Genomic DNA, 21313 nt, shown 5'->3' on the forward strand with positions numbered 1-21313 from the left:
CTGGGATGAAGGCCAAGGTTCTTTTTTCGTCGACCTCGTCAGCCTCGGTCGGTTCGTCGCCTTCCATGGCGTCGGTGGTGGACTGCGTGTGCGACGCCGCGCCGGGCGACACGCCCTTCGTCGAGTTGCACACGGGCTACTCCGTCAATTACGTGCGCCGTGGAAGCTTTGGCTACAAATCGCGGGGCCAGTCCTTCGAGCTGGTCGCGGGCTCGCTGCTCATTGGCAACAAGGGCGACGAGTTCATGTGCACGCACGAGCACACCGGCGGGGGCGACGAGTGCCTCTCCTTCAAACTGGCCCCCGCGCTGGTCGACACCCTAGGCGACCGCAGCGAAATCTGGCGCACCGGCCGCGTTCCCCCGCTGCCCGAGTTGATGGTCCTCGGCGAGCTCGCGCAGGCCGCCGCCGACGGCACGAGCGACATTGGCATCGACGAAGCGGGGGTGCTTCTGGCCACCCGATTCGTCGAAATCATCACCGGGAAAAAGCGCCCCGTTTTCGGTCCGCCCGACACCTGGGCCCGCGATCGCCGCCGCGCCGTCGAGGCCGCCCTCTGGCTGGACGCCCACTCGCACCAAGAAATCGATTTGGAGGCCGCCGCCAAAGAAGCGGGCCTCAGCTCGTTCCACTTCCTGCGCCTCTTTTCCAAAGTGCTCGGCGTCACACCGCACCAATATTTGGTCCGCTCCCGCCTTCGCCGCGCCGCCCGCCTCCTCGCCGACGATGGTCAATCGATCACCGAAATCGCTTATGGCGTCGGCTTCGGCGATTTATCCAACTTCGTGCGCACCTTCCACCGCGCCGCCGGCGTCTCCCCCCGCGCCTTCCGCCGCGCCGCCAAAGGCGACCGCGCCATCCTCCGCGACCGCCTCGGCGCATAGAAGAAACATTTCGCGAATAGGAAGAAGGAAACCGCCAGGACGCCAAAAGAGAGCGCCAGGATCGCCAGGGGAACCAACAATAAACCCTCATTTGGTTTTATTGCTGTTTCCGCTGGCGATCCTGGCGACTCTGGCGTCCTGGCGATTCCTTCTTCTGCGGTTTTCCCTCCGCAAATGCTTACATCGGCGACGTGGCTACGCGGTAGATCGGGACCAGGTTCATGCGCTCGTCCCATGAGGGGTGGCGCTGGTAGAAGAAGTCCAGGCGTGCTTTTGGATCGGCCGCGAATTTCGGATCTTTCAGGCGCGCGTCGAATTCCGTCTTCAGCGATGGATTAGCCGCAATCATTTTGCGCGCTTCTTCCTCGGCGACGTAATCCTCCATGTACTCTTTTTGCTCGAAGGCACCATTGAAGAAGCCCCACGCCACCAGCGAATCCGGTGCAAGCGGCTCGAACAAGTGCAGCAACACCCGCGCGCGCGGCTGCGCAATGGGAACGAAGAGAGAGCCCTTGGGAAGATCCTGCGCCTCCGTTTTCCACGAGCCCTTGACCGTCACCGGCGTGTGCCCCTCGAACGACTTGCCGGGGGTCACCTCCTCCGCGCGAAATGCGCCCACGGAAAAGTGCGGCCGCGCCGCCGTCATCACCTGGTACTGCAGCCCGTGCGTGCGAAGCTTGGCCCCAACCCATTCGGCATGCGCCGCCGGCACCACGTACCCGGCCGCCGGAGCATCCACCGTCAACGCCGGCTCCGCCGTGTCGAACAGGGGCACCCGCCAGATCTCGGGCTTCGATTCGTCGTACGACAGCCATGTGGCCCCGGAAATCTCCGACGCCCTCTTCTGGTACGCATACCCCCGAAACTCGATGGTATGCGAGGCCTCGCTCGGCTTGTACGTCAATGCCACGCGCGTGCCGCCAAGCCGCGCCCCGGCGGCATCTGCCGCATCCGCGACCTTGCGCCACCCCGCCGCGTCCGCGCGGGCCTGATCGAACAGCCCCAATAGGAAATCATGAACGGAGCGCACGCGCTGGGCGTTCGGACGCCAGCTATGCGTCTCCACCAGGATGCCAATGCGGTTCCGCAATGCCGTATACGCTTGCGAAAAGCGGGGCGGGGCGGGTGCCTTCGAAAAGCCGGACAAAGGGTCATCCGACTTACGAAACGAAGGATAAAACGCCACCGGAAGGTGCCCCGTTGCGGTGAGACGCGCTTGGATCGCATCGGCCAATGCATTGGCAGGTACCTGCAAATTGCCTGGCGACGGCGCCGACGGCTCCACGAGAACCGCCACGTCTTGCTCGAACTTGGCTCCGTCCGTCGTGTGCAAATCGACGTACACCACGGGATCCCACGCCTCGAAGAATCCGAGAATCGCTTTCATCTCGGGCGCTTCCACCTTGAGGTAGTCGCGGTTCAAATTGAGATTCTGCGCCGTCGTGCGAAATCCCATCTCCTCGGGGCCGCGTTGGTTCGGCCTGTGGTTCGGCCCGAAGCGCTCGTGTCCATCGATGTTGAGCACGGGCACGAATACGGCGGTGGTCTTCGCCAGCGCCCCGGGCACCAGCTTGTCCTCGAGCAGCTCGCGCAGGGCCCAGAAGCCGCCGTCTTTGCCGTCGATCTCCCCCGCGTGAATCCCGCCCTGGAACAGGATCACCGGGCGGTGCTTCGCGCGCGCTTGTTCCTGGGTCAGCACCCCGTCGGACGAGGCCACGATGGCCAGCATGGGCCGACCCTCTGGGGTCGTGCCAAAACTGACGCAGCGCGCACGTTGCGGATAGGCGCGCTCGAAGGCTGGGCACAATCGCTCGACCTCCTCGTACCGTGCGGTGCGCCGGAAGCCGCTGCGCTCGGCCTCGGCGACGAGATCCTGCGGGCGACCTGCCGGCGAGGCCGAGGTGCGCACCTCGCTCGAAGGGGTTTGCGCCGGCTGGCATGCACCGAGGACGCCGGGAATCGCTGTGAGGATGGCTACGCAAAAGGTGCTCTTGAATGTGCGGTGATTGAAACGCATGGCTGGCTCGGTTTGAAAAAAAGGACTGCGAGCATGGCGTTATAGGGCCTGGCTTCGAAGCGTGTAGCCCTTGAGCCGCGTACAGTGGCTCCATCTGGCACATCACGTGCCCCTTTTTTGGCGCGTCAGGTTATTGTCACGGCGGGGCCGCGAAAGCGAGCATCGAATGCGGGAGGGCGTGCAGCCTGATGACGTCGGACGATTCCCCGCTATCGTCTCGGATTTCCGGACCCGCAGCAGCGTCCGAGTTGGTATCCTTGTTCGTTTTCGTGCGTCTCGTGGAAACGGGCTCGTTTTCGCGTGCGGCGCAGGAGCTTGCGACCAGCCCCGCCACGGTGAGCCGGCGATTGTCTCGATTGGAGGAGCACCTCGAGGTGCACCTGGTTCATCGAACGACGCGTCACTTTGCCCTCACCGAGGCCGGCTGGCTCTTTTACGAGCGGGCGCGCGAGATCTTGCGGGCCGTGGAGAACGCCGAGCGCTCCATCAAAACGATGAACAACGTGGCCGCGGGCAGTCTGCGCGTCAGCGCATCGACGGCATTCGGGGCCATGCACCTCGGGCCCTTGCTGCCCGAGTTCATCGACCGGCACCCCGGATTGAGGGTGGAGCTCATTCTGGAGGACCGCTACGTCGACCTCGTCGCCGAAGGCTTCGACGTGGCCGTCCGCATCGGCGGGGAGTGGGCCTCCAATCTGCGAAGCCGCCGACTTTCACGCGAGCGCGCCATCGTCTGCGCCGCCCCCGCGTACCTCGATCGCCGTGGGATCCCCAGCACGCCCGCCGAATTGGAAGGGCACACGCTTCTGCGTCACACCGTCGTTCCGCGGTGGCTGTTTCGCGTGGACGGCAGCATCGTCGAGGTCGAATCGGGCACCAACATCGTTTGCAACAACGTGACGGTTCTTCGCGAGGCTGCAATTCGGGGGCTCGGCTTGGCCTACCTGCCGCACTTTGCCCTCATCGATTCGCTGGCGAAAGGGGAGCTCGTGGGGGTGCTCGAGAATTACGCGGCGCATGAAATCGCCATCGATGCACTCTATGCACCGACGCCGTTCAGCGCCGCGAAAGTACGCGCCTACATCGATTTTCTGGTGGAGAAGGTCCCCGAACGCCTCGGTGTGCTCGATGGCGCCTCCACCCCGACGACTAACGCCTATCCTTTGCCATGATCATATGAAAATAGCGGCGGGTCATTCCCGAGGCCATAGCCGCCCTGCTCACGTTGCCGTTGTGATCGCGCACTGCGCGATCGACGAAGCGCTTCTCGAATTCGCGAATGAGAAGTTGGCGCGCGCGGCGCATGGGCAATCCTTGGGTGATGAGGTACTCGATGAAATCGATGGGGCGGGTGCGCTCTCCCAGATGAAACTCGAGATTGTCGTCTTGGCCCAAGGTCGTTGCGCGCGAGATGGCGTGCTCCAACTCGTGCACGTTGCCCGGCCAATCGTGGCGCGCTAGCCGGATGAGGAAGTGCTTCGGCAATTCGCCCTCCCCGCCGGAGGTGCGCCAGAAGTGTCGCGCGAGCAGCTCCACGTCGCCGTGGCGCTGGCGCAGCGGCGGCACTTGAATGCGTGCCCCGGCCAGGCGAAAGAGTAGCTCCTCGCGGAAGGCGCGCGCGGTCACCAGGAGGTCCAGATCGGAACGCGTCGTCGCAATGACGCGCACGTCGGCCCGCACCGGCACATTCTCCCCGGCGCGCCAGATCTCCCCGCGTTCGAGGCTCGCCGTCAGCCGGCGCTGCGCCTCGCCGCCCAATTGGCCAATCTCGTCGATGACCAAGGTCCCGCCCACGGCTCGTTCGAGTGCGCCCGCGCCCTGGGGACTGCCGAAGAGCGCCTCGATCTCCGTGGTCTCGTCGTGCGCCGCACAGTCGAAAAAGACGAGCGGGCCCCACGCGCGCGTCGAGGCATCGTGAATGGCTTCCGCCAGCGCGTCTTTGCCTGTACCCGTTTCGCCTTCGAGAATGACCGGCAGCATGGACACGCTGAGCGCCTCGCATGCCGTAAACAGTTTGCGCATGGCATTGCTCTGCCCGAGCACACGACCGAAACGGTCGCCCTCCACCGCGCCCGCCTGCAGTTCGCCCGCGCGCATGAGTCGGAGCGTGGTTCCTCCGAGCTCGATGGTCTCGCCGCCTTCCAAGAGGGCTTCGACGACGCGAATGCCACCCACCCGCGTCCCCTCGCTCGAGCGGCCATCGACCAGGCGCAGGGCGTTGCAATTTTCCTCGGGGCTCAAGGATAGGTGCCGTCGTGCGACGCGCGCATCGGTGATTCTCAATTCGCACGAAGGCGCGTGACCCACGACGGCTTTCGCCGTTCTACTCCAATCGAGAACCAGACTTTTGCCCATGTCGGGCCCTTTGATGACGCGCAAGACGTACGAGGGCGGTGGTTTGGGACGGACCGCTCGTCCGTGCGCGTCTTGTGCCGGCTCTTCGGGCACACCCGGCACACGCCCGGTGCGATCTTCGAATGCCGACGTTCCGTTTTGCGCAAATTGGGTCATATGCCGAATACTCCGTCGAGGTACACTCTGCCTCAAGTCCCATTTGACGAAAATGCTTTTTCGTATCCAGTAAATGTGACGTGAATGGAGTATTCGCCGTCGAAGGATCCATCACTCCGCCTGGATCCATCGTGTCCCAATCGCGCCAGGCAGATGGCTCTCGCACGATCCAGATCGCGCGAGTCAACATGTGCCAACCTCGCGAATTTGCGAGGTTTTTGCGGCTTCGATGGATGGAGAGCCACTGGCACCGGGGTTGCTGAATAACTGGAACGAACTGCCACCGCCCTCGACACCACCCGAATGGGCAGCAAAGGATAATCGTGTCTTGATTCGTTGAAATGTCATTTTGAAATAGGAAGTACGTGGCATGATTGAGGTATGAGGATCTCTGGATATCGGGGAGCCTTGCTGCTTCTGCCCACGTCGATTGCATTCTCCGCAATTGGAGGCGCATGCTCGCTGGAGGGCGGCGGTTTCGGTGCCATCGTCCGTCTGCCGGATGATGGCGATTCCGCCGCGGAGGCGGGCCCCCTCGCGCCCGGCGACGATGCATCCGACGCTACCGTCGCCGACACGGGCGATTCGTGCCCCAGCGGGTGGTACCGGTGCGGCGCCGGTTGCGTGCCCGATTGTTACAAGGATTGCGCACAGAGGGTCGTCTGCGAGGCCACCAAGTCGTGTGTCTCCGCGTGCGCGTCGTGCGGAACGGCGAAAAAGGTTTGTTACAAGTGCCCCGACGGCCTCGCGCCATTTGCCAGCTGCGAGAATCCCAAGAAAGAGTGCTACGGCGGCGTCTATACGCCTTGCAGCTGCAGCACGACACCCCAGAGCCCCTCGGGCGACCCTTCGAAGTGTCCCGGCGACGACATGGTCTGCCTCCACCTCAACGAGCAAAACTTCGTTTGCAAGAATTGCGGTGACCGCGAGACGGAGGAGAAGACGTGCGGCAAAACCGGTAGCCGCAAGTGCGAATTCGACGACGAGGCGGCTACCTGCCGCTAGCGAAGGGGTTGGGGGTTAGGGATCAGGGGTTAGGAAAGAGAAGAGAAGGACTTTCTCCCCCTAACCCCTAACCCCTAACCCCTAACCCCTAACCCCTAATCCCTCTTAAGAAGCCAGCCGTCGGTGGTGAAGCGCTGGGGATCGCGTTCGCCGTCGAGGAGGATGCCGCCGTCGTCCCAAACGCGGATGCCGTCGAGGTAGACGCCGCGACCGGAATACATCTTGTCCGTGACGTAGCGCCATCGGAGCGTGAGCCCTTGTGCCTGCGGGAGCGCGGCATCGACGAACCACCACGCGCGGTGGCCTTCGCCCGAAAGGGTGGTGACCGAGGCATCGGGGGCGCCGACGCCGTAAGCGCGAGCCGATACGGCTTGCCAGCTTGCACCGTGATCGACGCTGGACTCCAAGAGCAGCGTGTCGGTCGGCTCCGTGTCCACGAAGGCGTGGAATGTCGCATGCACCGGACCGCTGCCGCGCGGCCGAAGCTCCGCGGTCGCCAAGGTGGCCGTGCGCTCGTCGCCCACGCCGGAGAACCATGCATCGCGCCCCTGAAGCGGCCGAACGGCCAGCGCTTGCGCGAGCCCCTGCGCGATCGCGCGCCGTGATGGATTGTTGGAACCCCAATCGCGTGTCGGGTGAACGCGGTTGGTCAGCAGAATGGCGATGGATCGCGATTGAAAATCCACCACGAACGAGGTCCCGGTAAATCCGGTATGCCCTGCCGTTCGCGTGCTCGACAGGCCATCCATGTACCACATCTGATCGAGCTCGAACCCCAGGCCGTGTGCATTGCCTGGGAACGCCCCATTGTTGTCCTGGAGCATCTGCTCGACGGTGGAGGCCCGCAAGATGCGCCGTCCGCGGTACGTGCCGCCGTTGAGCAGCGCCTGCCCCAACACGGCCATGTCCGAGGCCGTGGAGAAGACGCCCGCATGGCCCGCCACGCCGCCGAGCGACCACGCGTTCTCGTCGTGCACTTCCCCGCGCACCATGCCCCGCGGCGGAATGGCTTCGTATTCCGTGGCCGCCGCTCGATCGCGTGCCGTCGGGTTGTATCCGGTGTCCACCATGCCCAGCGGTGCGGTGATGCCCTCGCGCACCAGTACATCGAGCGGCCGGCCCGAAACGCGTTCGCACAGAACGCCGAGCGTGATGAGATTCAAATCCGAATAGAGGTACTTGGTTCCCGGCGCATTGAGCAGCTTGGCCTCGAGCGCCGCCTTGATGCGGGACGGCTTGTCCGGCCAATCACGCCAGAGGGGCAGGCCCGAAGGTAACCCCGAGGTGTGCGTGAGCAACCGCCGCACGGTGATGGCCTCTTTGCCATTCGCGGCGAACTCGGGAACGTAACGGCTTACGGGGGTATCCAGATCGACCCGCCCGGCCTCCACCTGCTGCATCACCACGATGGAGGTGAACAGCTTGGACACGGAGGCCATGTCGAAGATGGAGTCCGCCCGCATGGGGACCCATTGTTCGTGCGGCAGCTCGGTTCCTGCCTTGTCTGCGTAGCGCAGCGCATGACCGGTCACGTCGTGCGTGACCACGACCCCATCGTGCACCAGCAAGGTGACCGCGCCGGCGAACATGGCATGCGCGGTACCCTGCGGCTCCGTCCATGCGTGCACCTTCTGCAGCGCCGTTCGAATCGGCGCCGGATCCAGCCCCACCTGCTCCGGAGCTCCCCGTCGCAACGTGGTCCACGGCGATGCAAAACCACTTTGCGGGCGATCGAATCGCCCGCTCGCACCAAAGAATCCGTCGGCCCCGGGCCACGCTTTGGGGGCCGGATCCGCCGGCGCGGACCCGCTGAAGATGCTAATCGCGAGAAGGCCAGCCAGGCCAATGACGGTATTCTTCGTCAAGCGCATGAATCATCCATAGAGCAAATACGGCGCGCGTTGTTTACGAAATGCGGACAGTTCCGCTTGCCATGCGTCAATCACATCGTTGGAGCTGGCTCCGGCATCGATCATCGTGCGCAGCCGATCGGAGCCGAACAGCTTGTCGACGAACTTGTCGGATCTCCACGCAAAGACGCTGGGAAAGAGCTGTTTGACGCTTACCAGCATGGCAATGACCGTCTTGATCGGTTCGAATGTGGCGCGATCGGTTACGTGGAGTTGTACGCCACCGCACAACGCTCCCTGGAACTTGGAAAACGTTGGTACGAAATACGTCTCTCGAAACTGGATTCCACGGAGACCCAATTCGTTCAACCGCTCTGCCCAACGCCAATCGATGTTCGGCGCACCAATCGTCTCGAAGGGCCGCGTGGTTCCGCGACCTTCCGACAGCACGGTGCCCTCGAAGAGGCAATTTCCGGGATACACCAGTGCGGTATCGGGCGTCGGCATGTTGGGGCTCGGCGGAACCCAGTCCAACCCCGTGTCGTGGAATGTCGAACGACGACGCCATCCGCGCACGGGCACGATTTCCAAGTTGGAAACTCGGCCGCCGGCATCGGCGGGGAGAAATTCCGCATCGTACAATCGCGCCAGCTCACCCGCGGTCATGCCGTGTTGCTGCACGATGGGTTTTCGCCCGACACCCGACGAAAACCGCGGATCGAGCTGCGGCCCGAAGGCCTGTCCGCCAACCGGATTGGGCCGATCGAGCACCATCACCGAGGCGCCTGCGGCTACGGCCGCATGCATCGCCGTGTAGAGCGTCCAGATGTACGTATAAAAACGTGCGCCCACGTCTGCGATGTCGAACACCACGGTATCGACTCCGGCCTTGCGGTAAAATTCGGCAAGTTTGGATGCGCTGATGCCATATGCGTCGTACACGTGAAGGCCGGTGCGCGGATCGGTGTATTCGCCCTCCGACCCTCCCGCTTGCGCCGTGCCGCGAAAACCGTGTTCCGGTCCGAACACGGCAACCACGTTGACCTGACCACTGGCCACCATGGCATCGACGATATGGCGCTTATCGGACAAGACGCCGGTTGGATTGGTGACGACCCCCACCTTCCTCCCGGTCAAAGAACGCCAGTCCGTCGCAGCCAGCCAATCTGCGCCGGTGATGACGCGAGAGCCCCATAATTTCAGCTCGGAGGCCTCCTGTTCGGTTTTCGCCAATTCTTCCGTTGGCTCATTTGCCTGGTTGCTGCAATGAAGCAGCGGAAGCGCAGCCGCCGTCGCGGTGAGGAACTTCCTACGATCCATGGTGCTCATACGGGGCATATTGCCATATTCGAGTTCGATAATTCGATGTCGAATTGCGCCGAATTGCGCGGGCGGCGCATGCCCTGTTTTGCGCTTCGCGGCAAGTGTCACCTGTGTGAAAAAATCGTTTTCTGTGGCGCTGCTCGGCACGGGGGCGGGCTCTGCGCAGATCGAGCCGTTTCCGTCTTGCGTTCGGGCGCCGCAGACCGTCTCATGCCGCGCATGGCAAGCAAAAAGTCCGAAGGTTTGGCGCGTGGCGCCGCGCTCATTAAGAAATCCATCGAGGCAGCGAAGGCATCCGGCGCGATCGACAGCCCGGAGGCCGTGCCAGCGGGGGTGCTCAAGAAGCTGCGCCTTCCGAACGATGAAAAAATCTCGCCGGCCATGAAAGAGCTTCTCTCGTTCGACGCGACCTGGATCGGTTGGTCCTTCGACGACGAGGAGCCCGAGTTCGAGCCGATGTCGCTCGAGGAGTTCGTCGAGGAGGAGCTCGGCGAAGAGGCGGCGGCTTCCTTCGGTGAGGCGGCCGAGCTGCTCGGCGAGGACTGCATCCCGCTTCCCAGCGACGGTGAGGCGCACTCGTTCCTCTACATCGGCTCCGCCGACGAGCGCGGCGAGTACCCGGTCATCACCTTGGAGGCCGGCGGCAAGGTCAGCGGCTTCGTGCCGTTCGACGTGTGGGTCGCCCAGCGCCTCGGCGCCCTTGAAAAGGGCGAGCTTCCCGAAGCTTACAAAGCCGTGTGCCAGGCCCTCGCCGAAGAGAACGCAGACGGCCGCGTGAACTTCGTCTCCGAAGCCCGCGACGCCGCCGACCGTGACGACGACGACGAGGGTGAGGACGAAGACGAGGACGAAGAAGGCGACGACGAGGACGAAGACGACGACGAGTGAGGCCTAGCAGCAATTCCGTTCGATTGGCCCGTACACGTACACGTTCCCGTTCCCCTTCCCGATCTTCTTCGGGCTTTCTTCGTGTACGGGAACGGGAACGGGAACGTGTACGGGGAAGAAATTCACTAAGTGAAGATTGGCGCTAGCGGTACGCCGCCTGGAGTTTTTCCAAGGCGTCCCGTCCGGGGCAAAGTTCGTCGAAGGGCACGTCCACCAGGGGCGTGGAGACGGTCTTTGCCCCGCGGTGCATTTCGGTGCCGCCGGTCGAATCGAGGAAGAGCAAGCCCGTGGGGATCTCCCCGGCGGCTTGCCGCTCGCGCAGCATGGTCATCGCCCGCGTCCGATCCGTCGGATCGTAGTCCGCAGCCATCTTGCGCAGATGGATCGTCGTCCCGTCGTGCGTCGTCACCTTGGCCACGCTGCCCTCGGGGTATTCGGCCGTGATCTCGGCGGCGAGCGGAACGAAATCCGTTTGCACGATGGGCACTTGGTTCTTGCGCGTGTGCACGTAGCTCTTGGTCGATCCCTCGTGGTCATTGAATGTGACGCACGGTGAGATGACGTCGATCAGCGCGAACCCATCGTGAAGCAGCCCCGCCTTCAAAATGGGCACGAGCTGCGCCTTGTCGCCGGAGAAGCTGCGCGCGACGAAGGTGGCACCAAGGCCGAGGGCCAGCATCACCGGATCGATCGGCGCCTGCGCATTGGCCTCGCCGCGCTTGGACTTCGAGCCCACGTCGGCCGAGGCCGAAAATTGCCCTTTGGTGAGGCCGTACACACCATTGTTCTCGATGATGTACAGCATCTTCACATTGCGGCGGATGGCGTGGCTCATGTGCCCGAGCCCGATGGACAGCGAATCACCATCGCCGCTCACACCGATGTACGCAAGCTTCCGATTGGCGGCGGCTGCCCCCGTGGCAATGGCCGCCATGCGCCCGTGGGCGCTGTTGAAGCCGTGCGCACCCGAGAGGAAGTATGCGGGCGTCTTCGACGAGCAGCCGATGCCGGAAAGCTTTGCCACCATGTGCGGCGGCGTATCCAGCTCGAAGAACGCACGCACGATGGCCGCGGTGATGGAGTCGTGCCCGCACCCCGCGCACAAGGTCGACATGGCGCCTTCGTAATCGCGCACCGTGAGGCCCAATTGATTCGTCCGCAGGGAGGGATGCCGGACCAGCGGTTTCTTGATGTAACTCATGGCAGTGCAATCCCTTCGATCACTTGGTGCGCCTGCAACGGGAACCCACCGTATGCGGTGATCGAGCGCAGTTTCTCTTTGGGCACGGACGTCTCCAGGATGAGCAGCGACCGCAATTGCGCATCGCGATTCTGCTCCACGACGTAGACGACCTCGTGCTCGGCGAGGAACGCCTCCACCTCGTCGCCGAACGGAAAGCCGCGCACGCGCAGGAAATCGCCGTGCACGCCGCGTTCTTCCAACGTTTCCAATGCCTCACGCACCGCGGGATCGCAACCGCCGACGGTGAGCACTCCGAACGTGGCCCCTTGTCGCTTCTCGATGATGGCCGGCGGAACGAGGTTGCGTGCCGCGCGATGCTTTCGCGCGAGCCGGTCCATCACCTCTTGGTACTCGTCCGGTATTTCCGTGTACCCGCCCAGTTTATTGTGCCCCGATCCGCGCGTGAAAAAGGAACCCTTTTCATGCACGCCGGGCAAGGTGCGCGCCGCCACGCCATATTCGTCCTCCGGCGAATACCGGTAATACTTGGGTGTGGGCAACGCGAGCAATTCTTCCTTGGAGAGCACCCGCCCGCGGTCCGGTTTGTAATTCTCGTCCCACTCCAGGCGGGGCACGACCCAGTCGTTCATTCCGATGTCCAAATCGGACAATAGGAATACCGGGGTTTGCAGCTTCTCCGCCAAGTCGAACGCTTTGACCGCAAACGAGAAACACTCGTTGGGATTCGCCGGAAAGAGCAATACATGCTTCGTATCTCCGTGCGAAGCGTACGCGCACAACAGGATATCGCCTTGTTGCGTGCGCGTGGGCATTCCGGTGGAAGGGCCCACGCGCTGCACGTCGACGATGACTGCCGGAACCTCCGCGTAATAGGCCAGCCCAATGAGCTCGCTCATCAACGAAATGCCCGGGCCCGACGTCGACGTGAAGGCTCGCGCACCGTTCCAGGCAGCGCCGATCACCATGCCGATGGCCGCGAGCTCGTCCTCCGCCTGCAAAATGCAATAGCGCTTCTCGCCGGTGGCTTTGTCGGTGCGGTACGTTTCGCAAAATGCTTTGAAGCCATCGAGCACGCTGGTCGACGGCGTGATGGGGTACCACGCCGCCACGGTGGCCCCGGCGTAGACGCATCCCAGGGCGGTCGCCGTGTTGCCATCGATGAGGATGGATCCCTTGGTGGCATCCATCTTTTCGAGCTTCATCGGCAGCGGGCAGTCGAAATGCTCGCGCGCATAGTCGTAGCCCAGCTTGATGGCCTTGGCGTTCGACTCCATCAGGGCGGGCTTGCGCGCGAACTTCTCCTTGAGCATCCCCGTCACGATGTCCATGTCGATGTCGAACAACGCGACCAACGTACCCACGTACGCGATGTTCTTCATCAAGGTGCGTTCGCGCACCTCGGTGAAATGCTCGTTGCACAACTGGGCATAGGGAACGCCGAGAAACGTCACGTCATCGCGTGATAGCGAAGGCGAAAGTGGCCATGTGGAATCGTAGAGCACGTAGCCGCCGGGTCGCACCTCGCGGATGTCGCGGGCGTACGTCTCGGCGTTCATGGCCACGATGAGGTCGTAGACGCTGGTGCGCGCCGTATGGCCTTTCGCATTGACGCGGACTTCGTACCACGTGGGCAATCCCTGGATGTTCGAGGGAAATAGGTTTTTCCCCGATACCGGTATGCCCATGCGAAAAATGGCCTGCATGATGAGGCCATTGGCACTGGCCGAGCCGGTGCCGTTCACATTGGCCAGCTTGAATGCAAAGTCGTTCGTGCGATCGCGTACTTCTTCGCCCGAGGGTTGAACCTGTTCTGCAGAGGAGGCTACGGCTTCGTGTTGCATGGAGTACCGGCATAGGGAATGAGCAGATTGAACTTCTGCATGTCCCACGCACCGGTGGGGCATCGTTCGGCGCATAGGCCGCAGTGCACGCAAAGGTCTTCGTCTTTGAGCATGACGCGCGCCGTTTGCGGCAGCGGGCCCGAGGCGAAGATGTCCTGCTTCGGGTTTTCCGCGGGCGCGCTGAGGCGTTTGCGCAGCTCCTCCTCCTCGCCGTTGGGCGCGATGGTCAAGCAGAGCACCGGGCAGACGTCGACGCACGCGTCGCACTCGATGCAAAGTTTGTCGGTGAACACCGTCTGGATGTCGCAATTCAGGCAGCGCTCCACTTCGTGCGCGACCTGTTCGGGCGTGAAGCCGAGCTCCACCTCGATGTTCATCTGTTTGAAGCGCTCGGTCAGGGCCACGTGGGTCATCTTCTGCCGGCCCACGGGGTTGTAGTCGTTCTTGTAGCTCCACTCGTGCAGGCCCATCTTGGCGCTGACGAGGTTCATTCCCCGGGGCAGCCGCTCGGTGAGCGATTGTCCTTGGCAGTAATTGTGGATCGAAATGGCCGCCTGGTGCGCATGCTCCACGGCCCAAATGATGTTCAGCGGTCCCCACGCAGCATCGCCGCCGGAAAAGATACCCGGCCTCGTGTATTGGTAGGTCGTCTTGTCGACGATGGGCATGTCCCATTTGTCGAACTCGATGCCGATGTCGCGCTCGATCCAGGGAAACGCTGCCTCTTGGCCGATGGCCAGGATGACGTCGTCGGCCGGCAGAAAGACCGTGTCGATCACCTTCGACTTGGTGGGCTCGCCCTTTTCGGGGATTTCCCATTCGACGCGGTCGAACATCATGCCTTTGAGCTTGCCGTTCTCGACGACGAACGACTTCGGCGCGTGGTTGATCAGGATTTCGACCTGCTCTTCCTCGGCGTCGTCGAGCTCCCAGGGGGAAGCTTTGAAATAGCCGCGCGGCTTTCGAGCCATCACCTTGATGTCGTTGCCGCCGAGCCTGCGCGACGAGCGGCAGCAGTCCATCGCCGTGTTGCCGACGCCGATGATGAGGACCTTTTCTCCAATTTTGTCGATGTGCCCGAAGGCCACCGACTCGAGCCAATCGATGCCGATGTGGATGCGATCCGTGTCGTAGCGTCCCGGGATATCCAGGTTTTTGCCCCGCGGTGCGCCGCTTCCCACGAAGATGGCGTCGTAGCCCATTTCGAGCAGTGCTTTCATGCTCTCGATGGGCGAGTCGTAACGCACTTCGATGTTGCCGATGCCGAGGATCATGTCGATCTCCTCGGTCAGCACCGCTTCGGGCAGGCGGAAGGCGGGGATGTTCGAGCGCATCAACCCGCCGGGCACGTGCAGCTTTTCGAAGATGGTGATCTCGTAGCCGAGCGGTGCAAGATCGTTGGCCACGGCGAGCGAGGCCGGACCTGCGCCGATGCAGGCGATGCGTTTGCCATTCTTCTGCGCGGGGGCGCGCGGCAAACGGGATGTGATGTCACTGCGCAAATCCGCGGCGACGCGCTTGAGTCTGCAGATGGCCACGGGCTTCTGGTCGACGCGCGCGCGACGGCAGGCCGGCTCGCACGGGCGATCGCACGTTCTTCCGAGGATGGCCGGAAAGACGTTCGATTCGCGATTGACCATGTATGCATCCGAATACCGTCCTTGGGCAATCAGACGGATGTACTCGGGCACGTTGGTGTGAGCCGGGCAGGCCCATTGGCAGTCGACGACTTTGTGGAAGTAGTCGGGGCTGCGAACATTCGTGGGGCGCACGAATCAAAGGCGTAGCACGTGCTCCGCATAACGCAGTGCTCAATAAAGTGTCCCGGCTCCGGAATCCAACGTGGGCCCGGTGGAATGGCCTCGTGCGCCGGATCAGCTCCAAAAACGAATCAGGTCTTCGGTCGTCTCCGCCGCCTTCATCAAATGAAGTGCACTGCCCTCGTAACCGTACACGGCGGGGACCAATCGGCTGTTGTAGCGGGACCACATGCTGAGTGTGTAAGCGCCCGCGTCGTGAACGACCACGAAATCGCCTGGTTCGATGGCCGGGAGCTCGCGGCCGACCGCGATGAGATCGCCCGAGAAGCAGAGCGGACCAGCTATGTCCCATGGTGCCGCGGGGCCGCTCTTGAGCGCTCCCGTTGCGTCATGAATCGTAATGCGGTGCGCCCATTTGTCGGGTTGATAGACCGCGCGAACGAAGAGTTCTGCGCCGGCATGCGTCACGGCAATGCGCCGGCCTCCCGCTGACTTCGTGTATTCGACGCGGCTCGCCACCCAGCCGGTCTTGGCGTGAAGTGCACGTCCGAACTCGGTGGCAATGCGGAAGGTGCCATCGAAAATCTCCGGGACGTGTTCGCGCAACATCGACGCGTACTCCGCGAACGCGGGCGGTGCATCGCCGCCGGCGTAATCGACGGACAATCCGCCACCAATATCCAATATATCGATGGTGTGTCCCCGACCGCGAAGCGCTAGCGCCAAGTCCACGGCGCGTCGTGCACCGCGGACCAAAAGATCCAGCCCGCACCCTTGCGAGCCGACGTGCACATGGAGGCCGCGGAGCCACGGGTACTTCGCGAACGCGTCGAAGATGGCGTCCCGATGTTCGTCGAGCGTGATGCCAAACTTCGACGTCGACGTGGCCGTGCTGGTGGACGCGATCGTTCCGGCGCCGACTTGCGGGTTCACGCGCATGCCGACGATCGCGTTGCTCTTCACCTTGCCCAGAGCTTGCGCGATCCGCTCGACCTCCTGGAAGTTGTCCACGTTGAGGATCACCCCGCGCGAGAGCGCGAGCTCGATTTCCGAGCGCGTCTTGGCAGGCGAGTCGAAGAGGATGTTCGAAGGTTCGAATCCGAGCTCGAGGGCGTGCACCAGCTCTCCGAGCGACGCGCTCTCCGCGCCGAGCCCGAAGCGCTTGGCCTCCTTCAAAATAGCGGGCAAGCCATTGGCTTTGACGGCCGTCGTGTGCAGCGCGCCCTGAGGAAAGACACGCTGCACTTCGCGAAAGCCCGCGCGCAAGTCGTCCAGATCGTAGAACACGCAAAGCGCCGGTCCGTCGTCGTTCACGCCGGAAAGGGCACCTTCGCGCAATGCGCTCGCCAGGACTCGTTCGATCTTGCTCGTCTCCATTCCGGTTTACCTTTCGTTCAGGCGACTCGAAAGAGCGCGCTGTAGGCGTTGAGGGCGAGCTGGCCGCCCAGGTGCGCGTACAGTACGCGCGAACCCGGCGGAATGATTCCCTTCTGCACCAGATCGATAAGTCCGGCCATCGACTTTCCCTCGTACACCGGGTCGACGATCATCCCCTCGAGACGGCCGACGAGGCGGATCGCATCCAGCGTCTGCGCATCGGGGATGCCGTAGGTCCCTGCATGGTAGCCATCGAGCAAGACGACATCGTCGTCGCGGACGTCGCGCCCGAGCTCGATGACGTTTGCCGTGTTGCGTGCGATGCGGGTGACCTGCTCCCTGGTTTCCGCGGGCTTCGCGGAGGCGTCGATGCCCACCACTTTGCGTGGCCGTCGCCCGTTTGGCTGCGCCAAGAAGCCCACGATCATGCCCGCATGCGTGCTGCCGGTGACGGAGCACGTGAGCACGGTGTCGAAGTAGATATCCTGCGCCCGCTCTTGCTCGGCGACCTCCATCGCCCAGCCCACGAAGCCGAGACCGCCGAGCGGGTGATCCGACGCGCCCGCAGGAATGGCATACGGCTTACCACCGGAGGCGCTGACATCGGCGAGCGTGCGCTCCCAGCTTTCCTTGAAGCCGATGCCAAATCCGGATTGCACGAGCTGGATGCGCGCGCCGAGGATGCGGCTCAATTGAATGTTGCCCACGCGGTCGTAGACGGAGTCGGGCCAATCGACCCAGCTTTCTTGGACCAGCCGGCATCCGAGTCCGGCCACGGCGGCGGCGGCGGCGACTTGCCGCGTGTGATTCGATTGCACGCCGCCGATGGACACCAACGTGTCACAGCCTTTGGCGATGGCGTCGGCAAGCAGGTATTCGAGCTTGCGCATCTTGTTGCCGCCGAAGGCGAGGCCGGAGTTGCAGTCTTCGCGCTTGGCCCAAATCTCGACTTTGCCGCCGAGGTGCGCGCTCAGGCGGCGCAGCGGATGGATGGGGGAGGGGCCAAAGAGCAGGGGATAACGAGGAAATGCATCGAATTTCATGGTTTGCTCCGTTGTTCGAAGAGCGCGCGATCGATCAATTGGCCGAGCGTGGCCCAGTTTTCGACGGTGAGCTGCGCCGCCGTGTCGATGTCTTGATTGGCCGCCGCACGGATGATGCGCGCGTGAACCTTCACCGAGGCACGACCGGGCAGGGTCCCAAATCGTAAACGCTCGAGCCGTCGAATCGATGGCGTATACCGTTCGATCGTCGCCGCAATGGCTCCATTGCCCGAGGCGCGTACGAAAATATCGTGAAACTCGTCATCCGCGGCGAGCGCTGCTTCCACGTCTGCGCTATCGAGGGCATCGGAGAAGCGCTGGTTCGCGCGCGTGAGCATCTCGATGTCCGCCCGCGTGATGCGCGGCACCGCTTTCTTCACCGCGAGCTCGTGCATGGCTTGCACGACCGCGTGCGCATCCATCACTTCACGTCGGAGGACCGGCGTCACCCGGGTGAACGCTCCCGGCTTCGATTCGACGAGCCCCTCATCGATCAACCGCGCGAGCGCCTCCCGCACGGGGGTGCGCGACAGCTGCAGCCGCTCCGCAAGCTCCCCATCCCGAATGGCCTCCCCCGCCTCCAGCGTCCCATCGAGGATCGCATCCCGAATGCGGCCATACGCCTCATCCCGAAGCAACCGCCGCGGCACCGCCTCCAAGGGTTTCGTCTTTTGCATGCAATATATTGGATGTCACATGCTGGAGTGCGGGTCAAGCGCACCCAGCCGATCTGTCGACGATGTGCTGTCCTGCTCCCGGATCGCGTTCTGGATTCAGAGTCAGAGTCAGAGTCAGAGTCAGAGTCAGAGTCAGAGTCAGAGTCAGAGTCAGAGTCAGAGTCAGAGTCAGAGTCAGAGTCAGAGTCAGAGTCAGAATCAGAGTCAGAATCCGAATCTGAATCTGAATCCGGAATCGGAATCGGAATCGGAATCGGAATCGGAATCGGAATCGGAATCGGAATCGGAATCGGAGTGGGGCGCGGCGCCCGAGGCGGGGAGCGGGACGGTGTCGCCCGCTCCCGTGGTGGGCGCGGTGGGCTACCGCGTGGCGCCGAGGCGGTAAAGCATGGCAGCGATGCGATTGAGCAAATCATCGCCGGCTTCGATCTCGTGGGCGTGGACGTAGCCCCATGCGACCGCGACGCGCAAGGCAGCGCGCGATTCGTTGTTGGAGCCTGCGGCCGTGGAGAACCGTGCGATGCGATGGCCGCCTTGGCTACGGTCGCCTTCGGCGATGTTTAGCGCAACGGAGCTAAGGGCCCGTCGCAACTGCTCGCCCAGGTCGCGATCGCAGCGACGGATATGCGCCACGATGGGGCGAAGAAGCTCGATGGCTCGAATCGCAAGGTCGAGAACATGAAAGCCAGAGGGGCGGTGGGTCGGTTTTGCTTGCATGCCCACCCAAGCGAAAGAAGCGTGACAGCGCCTAGGTTTGAACGCCACCTCATGCGGGCGCTGGCGCGCTTCTTTCGCGTCAGGCAGGCAAGCAAAACCGACCCACCGCCCCGAATTCAGTTCGAGAACGATTCGCCTCCGATGGCGCTCGCCGAGGCGGATGCGATGGCGCTCGCCGAGGCGGATGCGATGGCGCTCGCCGAGGCGGATGCGATGGCGCTTGCCGAGGCGGATGCGATGGCGCTCGCCGAGGCGGCTTCGGAATCTGCAACTCGGATCGAATTCCGGTGCGGTGGGATGTTCTTGCTTGCCTGCCCGGGCGCGAAAGAAGCGCGCCAGCGCCCGTCGTGCGGCGGCATTCGGGCTCACGGGCGCTGTCACGCTTCTTTCGCTGGAAGGGGCATGCAAGCAAGAACACCCCACCGCCCCTCCAAGTTTCATGTCCTCGAGCTCGCAATTCAAGCCATCGGGCATCTTCGCCCCACGGTGGCGCATATCCGTCGCTGCGATCGCGACCTGGGCGAGCAGCTGCGTCGAGCACTCAGCTCCGTCGCGTTGAACATCGCCGAAGGGAATCGCAGCCAAGGCGGACACCGCATCGCACGGTTCTCTACGGCCGCAGGCTCCAACAGCGAATCACGCGCTGCCTTGCGCGTCGCGGTCGCATGGGGCTACGTCCACGCCCACGAGATCGAAGCCGGCGAGCGGTTGCTCGACGAAGTCGCCGCCATCCTTCATCGCCTTGGTGCCGCGGGATAGCTCCGCCCACGGGAGCTGGGCGGCACCGCCCAGTTCCCGCCATCGCAGGGGCGATACCGATACCGATACCGAATCCGGAATCGGATCCGGAATCGGATCCGGATCCGGATCCGGACCCGGACCCGGACCCGGACCCGGAATCGGAATCGGACCCGGAATCGGACCCGGAATCGGACCCGGATCCGAACTCACCCTTCCTTCAGAACGACCAGTAGCAAACGACGTTCTGCCCGCCGCTTTCGTCGGAGATGTACGGCGAGAAGCCGTTGCGCTGGCTCTTCGCCCAGGCGTCGCGGGCGGCGCGCTGGTTGGCGCAGCTTCCGACGTAGTCTTCCGTCGCAATCCACAAAGGACGGCCCGATTTGGTGCGAAGGTTCAATTGCTTCCAGGCAAGAAGCTCCGCCTCGGCGTTGGCATCGTGGCGGGGGGCGTAGACCTCCTCGTGCGCGATCCCGTCGAGCAACGTGGCGAACCGCACACCGCCGGTGAGCCCCAGGCGCGTGACTCTGCCGGTCGCGTTCTGCATCACCAGCAGCAAATCGGGGAACTTCTCCCGCAACCGCCGCACCAGATCGAGCCCGCCCTGCTTGCAGCGTGCACTGCACGGACCGTTGCCCCCCGACTTCGGGTGCTCCACGATCTCCATGTTGTCCAAATAGAATCCATCGACCTTGCGAGCTGCCAGTCGTGCGGCAACGAAGTCGACCATGAGCGCCTGATAGTCCGGGTCACTCGGGTCCATCCACGTCTCCTCGGAGTAGCCCGAGTACGCACCCAATTGCGCCTTCTTGTTCTTCCCGCAAGGAACGAACGGCGCCGGAGCCCGCGTCCAATACGAGCGTGTTCGTTCGCATGAACCCAAGTTCAAATAACTGAGAACCCTATTTTTCCCACTGGCCCGCAGCACCGCGAGCTGCGACTCCGAAAAATTGGCCTCGCCATCCACGTCCGGATCGGCGTCGATGTTGATGATCCGGTACGTCCGGGCCACCCGCGCGAGGTCCTTCATCTTCGCCGCCGGCCCATAGAACGAAACCCACGGCCCACTCTCCGGAAATCCCGGCCCAACCCCTATTAAAGAGGTGCCATCCGCAGGTCCTGCAGGCGCCACTGCACCGGTTTGCGACTCCTCGTCGCCCTCATTGGGTGAGCCCGGTACAGTGCTTGCTCCCGCCGCCGCTCCTGGAGAGCTTGGAGCGGACTTACCACCGCCGGATTGTGCACCACCGCACGCGTAAATGGTCGCTCCAGCGACCAGGCCGGCCGCTGTGGGGATCAAGAATGCAATGTAAAAAAATCTATTCAGGCTGCAGAACATACCATACGCTCCGCCGCGTTGCGGTATTTCGGAAGCTCTCCTCCGCGCGGAGGAGGAAAGGCCGACCTTTCCACAAGGGGGCAACGTCGTGACTCGGTCGTTACAAGAATGGCGTTTGTTTTCAAGGAAGCCCCCCCGT

General features: G+C 63.2%; 17 protein-coding genes. 5 read left to right on the forward strand and 12 right to left on the reverse strand.

Features of this window, described 5'->3' with window-relative positions; translation table 11 throughout:
- Nucleotides 1-5 precede the first annotated feature (5 nt).
- The gene (locus LZC95_06225; GenBank protein WXA96434.1) at nucleotides 6-884 is read left to right on the forward strand and encodes an AraC family transcriptional regulator; all 879 of its coding nucleotides are present in this window, start codon (nucleotides 6-8) and stop codon (nucleotides 882-884) included.
- 178 nt (nucleotides 885-1062) lie between these two features.
- Here LZC95_06225 and LZC95_06230 read toward each other — a convergent pair whose 3' ends face one another.
- Complete coding sequence (locus LZC95_06230; protein ID WXA96435.1) at nucleotides 1063-2901, reverse strand: peptidase M14; 1839 nt, start codon at nucleotides 2899-2901, stop codon at nucleotides 1063-1065.
- A gap of 257 nt (nucleotides 2902-3158) precedes the next feature.
- On the opposite strand from LZC95_06230, the gene LZC95_06235 reads away from it, so the two are divergent.
- Nucleotides 3159-4073 (forward strand): LysR family transcriptional regulator, encoded by a 915-nt coding sequence (locus tag LZC95_06235; protein ID WXA96436.1) that lies wholly within the window; start codon nucleotides 3159-3161, stop codon nucleotides 4071-4073.
- On the opposite strand, the gene LZC95_06240 is transcribed toward LZC95_06235, so the two are convergent.
- The gene (locus LZC95_06240; GenBank protein ID WXA96437.1) at nucleotides 4051-5412 is read right to left on the reverse strand and encodes a sigma 54-interacting transcriptional regulator; all 1362 of its coding nucleotides are present in this window, start codon (nucleotides 5410-5412) and stop codon (nucleotides 4051-4053) included. The two genes, LZC95_06235 and LZC95_06240, sit on opposite strands and share 23 nt — an antisense overlap.
- A 381-nt stretch (nucleotides 5413-5793) precedes the next feature.
- Between LZC95_06240 and LZC95_06245 the strand changes: the two genes are divergently transcribed.
- Nucleotides 5794-6417, forward strand: a complete 624-nt coding sequence (locus LZC95_06245; protein WXA96438.1) for a hypothetical protein — start codon at nucleotides 5794-5796, stop codon at nucleotides 6415-6417.
- 95 nt (nucleotides 6418-6512) lie between these two features.
- On the opposite strand, the gene LZC95_06250 is transcribed toward LZC95_06245, so the two are convergent.
- On the reverse strand, nucleotides 6513-8288 hold the full coding sequence (locus LZC95_06250) for a serine hydrolase (GenBank protein WXA96439.1): 1776 nt from the start codon (nucleotides 8286-8288) through the stop codon (nucleotides 6513-6515).
- 3 nt (nucleotides 8289-8291) lie between these two features.
- Nucleotides 8292-9587 carry a DUF1343 domain-containing protein gene (locus LZC95_06255; GenBank protein ID WXA96440.1) on the reverse strand — a complete coding sequence of 432 codons (1296 nt, stop codon included), beginning with the start codon at nucleotides 9585-9587 and terminating at the stop codon, nucleotides 8292-8294.
- A gap of 222 nt (nucleotides 9588-9809) precedes the next feature.
- On the opposite strand from LZC95_06255, the gene LZC95_06260 reads away from it, so the two are divergent.
- A complete protein-coding gene (locus tag LZC95_06260; GenBank protein ID WXA96441.1) occupies nucleotides 9810-10478 on the forward strand; it encodes a hypothetical protein in 669 nt (222 codons plus the stop codon).
- A gap of 142 nt (nucleotides 10479-10620) precedes the next feature.
- Here the strand turns inward: LZC95_06260 and LZC95_06265 are convergent, their stop codons facing one another.
- From LZC95_06265 to LZC95_06295, 7 genes are all read right to left on the reverse strand, one after another.
- The gene (locus LZC95_06265) at nucleotides 10621-11679 is read right to left on the reverse strand and encodes a 2-oxoacid:ferredoxin oxidoreductase subunit beta (GenBank protein WXA96442.1); all 1059 of its coding nucleotides are present in this window, start codon (nucleotides 11677-11679) and stop codon (nucleotides 10621-10623) included.
- On the reverse strand, nucleotides 11676-13523 hold the full coding sequence (locus LZC95_06270; protein ID WXA96443.1) for a 2-oxoacid:acceptor oxidoreductase subunit alpha: 1848 nt from the start codon (nucleotides 13521-13523) through the stop codon (nucleotides 11676-11678). The genes LZC95_06265 and LZC95_06270 overlap by 4 nt, the downstream gene beginning before the upstream one ends.
- Entirely contained in the window at nucleotides 13505-15295 is a 1791-nt protein-coding gene (locus tag LZC95_06275; protein ID WXA96444.1) for an FAD-dependent oxidoreductase, read from the reverse strand. The genes LZC95_06270 and LZC95_06275 overlap by 19 nt, the downstream gene beginning before the upstream one ends.
- A gap of 102 nt (nucleotides 15296-15397) precedes the next feature.
- Nucleotides 15398-16660, reverse strand: coding sequence for a diaminopimelate decarboxylase (locus LZC95_06280; GenBank protein ID WXA96445.1), 1263 nt, complete (start codon nucleotides 16658-16660; stop codon nucleotides 15398-15400).
- A gap of 17 nt (nucleotides 16661-16677) precedes the next feature.
- On the reverse strand, nucleotides 16678-17703 hold the full coding sequence (locus LZC95_06285; GenBank protein WXA96446.1) for a 1-aminocyclopropane-1-carboxylate deaminase: 1026 nt from the start codon (nucleotides 17701-17703) through the stop codon (nucleotides 16678-16680).
- Complete coding sequence (locus LZC95_06290) at nucleotides 17700-18380, reverse strand: GntR family transcriptional regulator (GenBank protein WXA96447.1); 681 nt, start codon at nucleotides 18378-18380, stop codon at nucleotides 17700-17702. Before LZC95_06290 ends, LZC95_06285 begins: the two co-directional genes overlap by 4 nt.
- 360 nt (nucleotides 18381-18740) lie before the next feature.
- Entirely contained in the window at nucleotides 18741-19097 is a 357-nt protein-coding gene (locus tag LZC95_06295; protein ID WXA96448.1) for a four helix bundle protein, read from the reverse strand.
- A gap of 141 nt (nucleotides 19098-19238) precedes the next feature.
- Between LZC95_06295 and LZC95_06300 the strand changes: the two genes are divergently transcribed.
- Nucleotides 19239-19856, forward strand: a complete 618-nt coding sequence (locus tag LZC95_06300) for a four helix bundle protein (GenBank protein WXA96449.1) — start codon at nucleotides 19239-19241, stop codon at nucleotides 19854-19856.
- A gap of 199 nt (nucleotides 19857-20055) precedes the next feature.
- On the opposite strand, the gene LZC95_06305 is transcribed toward LZC95_06300, so the two are convergent.
- Nucleotides 20056-20865 (reverse strand): endo alpha-1,4 polygalactosaminidase, encoded by an 810-nt coding sequence (locus tag LZC95_06305; GenBank protein ID WXA96450.1) that lies wholly within the window; start codon nucleotides 20863-20865, stop codon nucleotides 20056-20058.
- Between the last annotated feature and the right edge of the window lie 448 nt (nucleotides 20866-21313).

The sequence above is a fragment of the Sorangiineae bacterium MSr12523 genome, from assembly GCA_037157775.1.
In the GTDB taxonomy this organism is placed as follows: domain Bacteria; phylum Myxococcota_A; class Polyangia; order Polyangiales; family Polyangiaceae; genus Pendulispora; species Pendulispora brunnea.

What these genes read in the sequence shown, in the direction of transcription:
- LZC95_06265 (WXA96442.1), bottom strand. Translation starts at nt 11,679, where the DNA reads ATGAGTTACATCAAGAAACCGCTGGTCCGGCATCCCTCCCTGCGGACG.
- LZC95_06250 (WXA96439.1), bottom strand. Translation starts at nt 8,288, where the DNA reads ATGCGCTTGACGAAGAATACCGTCATTGGCCTGGCTGGCCTTCTCGCG.
- LZC95_06305 (WXA96450.1), bottom strand. Translation starts at nt 20,865, where the DNA reads ATGAAGGACCTCGCGCGGGTGGCCCGGACGTACCGGATCATCAACATC.
- LZC95_06295 (WXA96448.1), bottom strand. Translation starts at nt 19,097, where the DNA reads ATGCAAGCAAAACCGACCCACCGCCCCTCTGGCTTTCATGTTCTCGAC.
- LZC95_06270 (WXA96443.1), bottom strand. Translation starts at nt 13,523, where the DNA reads ATGCAACACGAAGCCGTAGCCTCCTCTGCAGAACAGGTTCAACCCTCG.
- LZC95_06230 (WXA96435.1), bottom strand. Translation starts at nt 2,901, where the DNA reads ATGCGTTTCAATCACCGCACATTCAAGAGCACCTTTTGCGTAGCCATC.
- LZC95_06240 (WXA96437.1), bottom strand. Translation starts at nt 5,412, where the DNA reads ATGACCCAATTTGCGCAAAACGGAACGTCGGCATTCGAAGATCGCACC.
- LZC95_06225 (WXA96434.1), top strand. Translation starts at nt 6, where the DNA reads ATGAAGGCCAAGGTTCTTTTTTCGTCGACCTCGTCAGCCTCGGTCGGT.
- LZC95_06300 (WXA96449.1), top strand. Translation starts at nt 19,239, where the DNA reads ATGGCGCTCGCCGAGGCGGATGCGATGGCGCTCGCCGAGGCGGATGCG.
- LZC95_06245 (WXA96438.1), top strand. Translation starts at nt 5,794, where the DNA reads ATGAGGATCTCTGGATATCGGGGAGCCTTGCTGCTTCTGCCCACGTCG.
- LZC95_06290 (WXA96447.1), bottom strand. Translation starts at nt 18,380, where the DNA reads ATGCAAAAGACGAAACCCTTGGAGGCGGTGCCGCGGCGGTTGCTTCGG.
- LZC95_06285 (WXA96446.1), bottom strand. Translation starts at nt 17,703, where the DNA reads ATGAAATTCGATGCATTTCCTCGTTATCCCCTGCTCTTTGGCCCCTCC.
- LZC95_06280 (WXA96445.1), bottom strand. Translation starts at nt 16,660, where the DNA reads ATGGAGACGAGCAAGATCGAACGAGTCCTGGCGAGCGCATTGCGCGAA.
- LZC95_06260 (WXA96441.1), top strand. Translation starts at nt 9,810, where the DNA reads ATGGCAAGCAAAAAGTCCGAAGGTTTGGCGCGTGGCGCCGCGCTCATT.
- LZC95_06255 (WXA96440.1), bottom strand. Translation starts at nt 9,587, where the DNA reads ATGGATCGTAGGAAGTTCCTCACCGCGACGGCGGCTGCGCTTCCGCTG.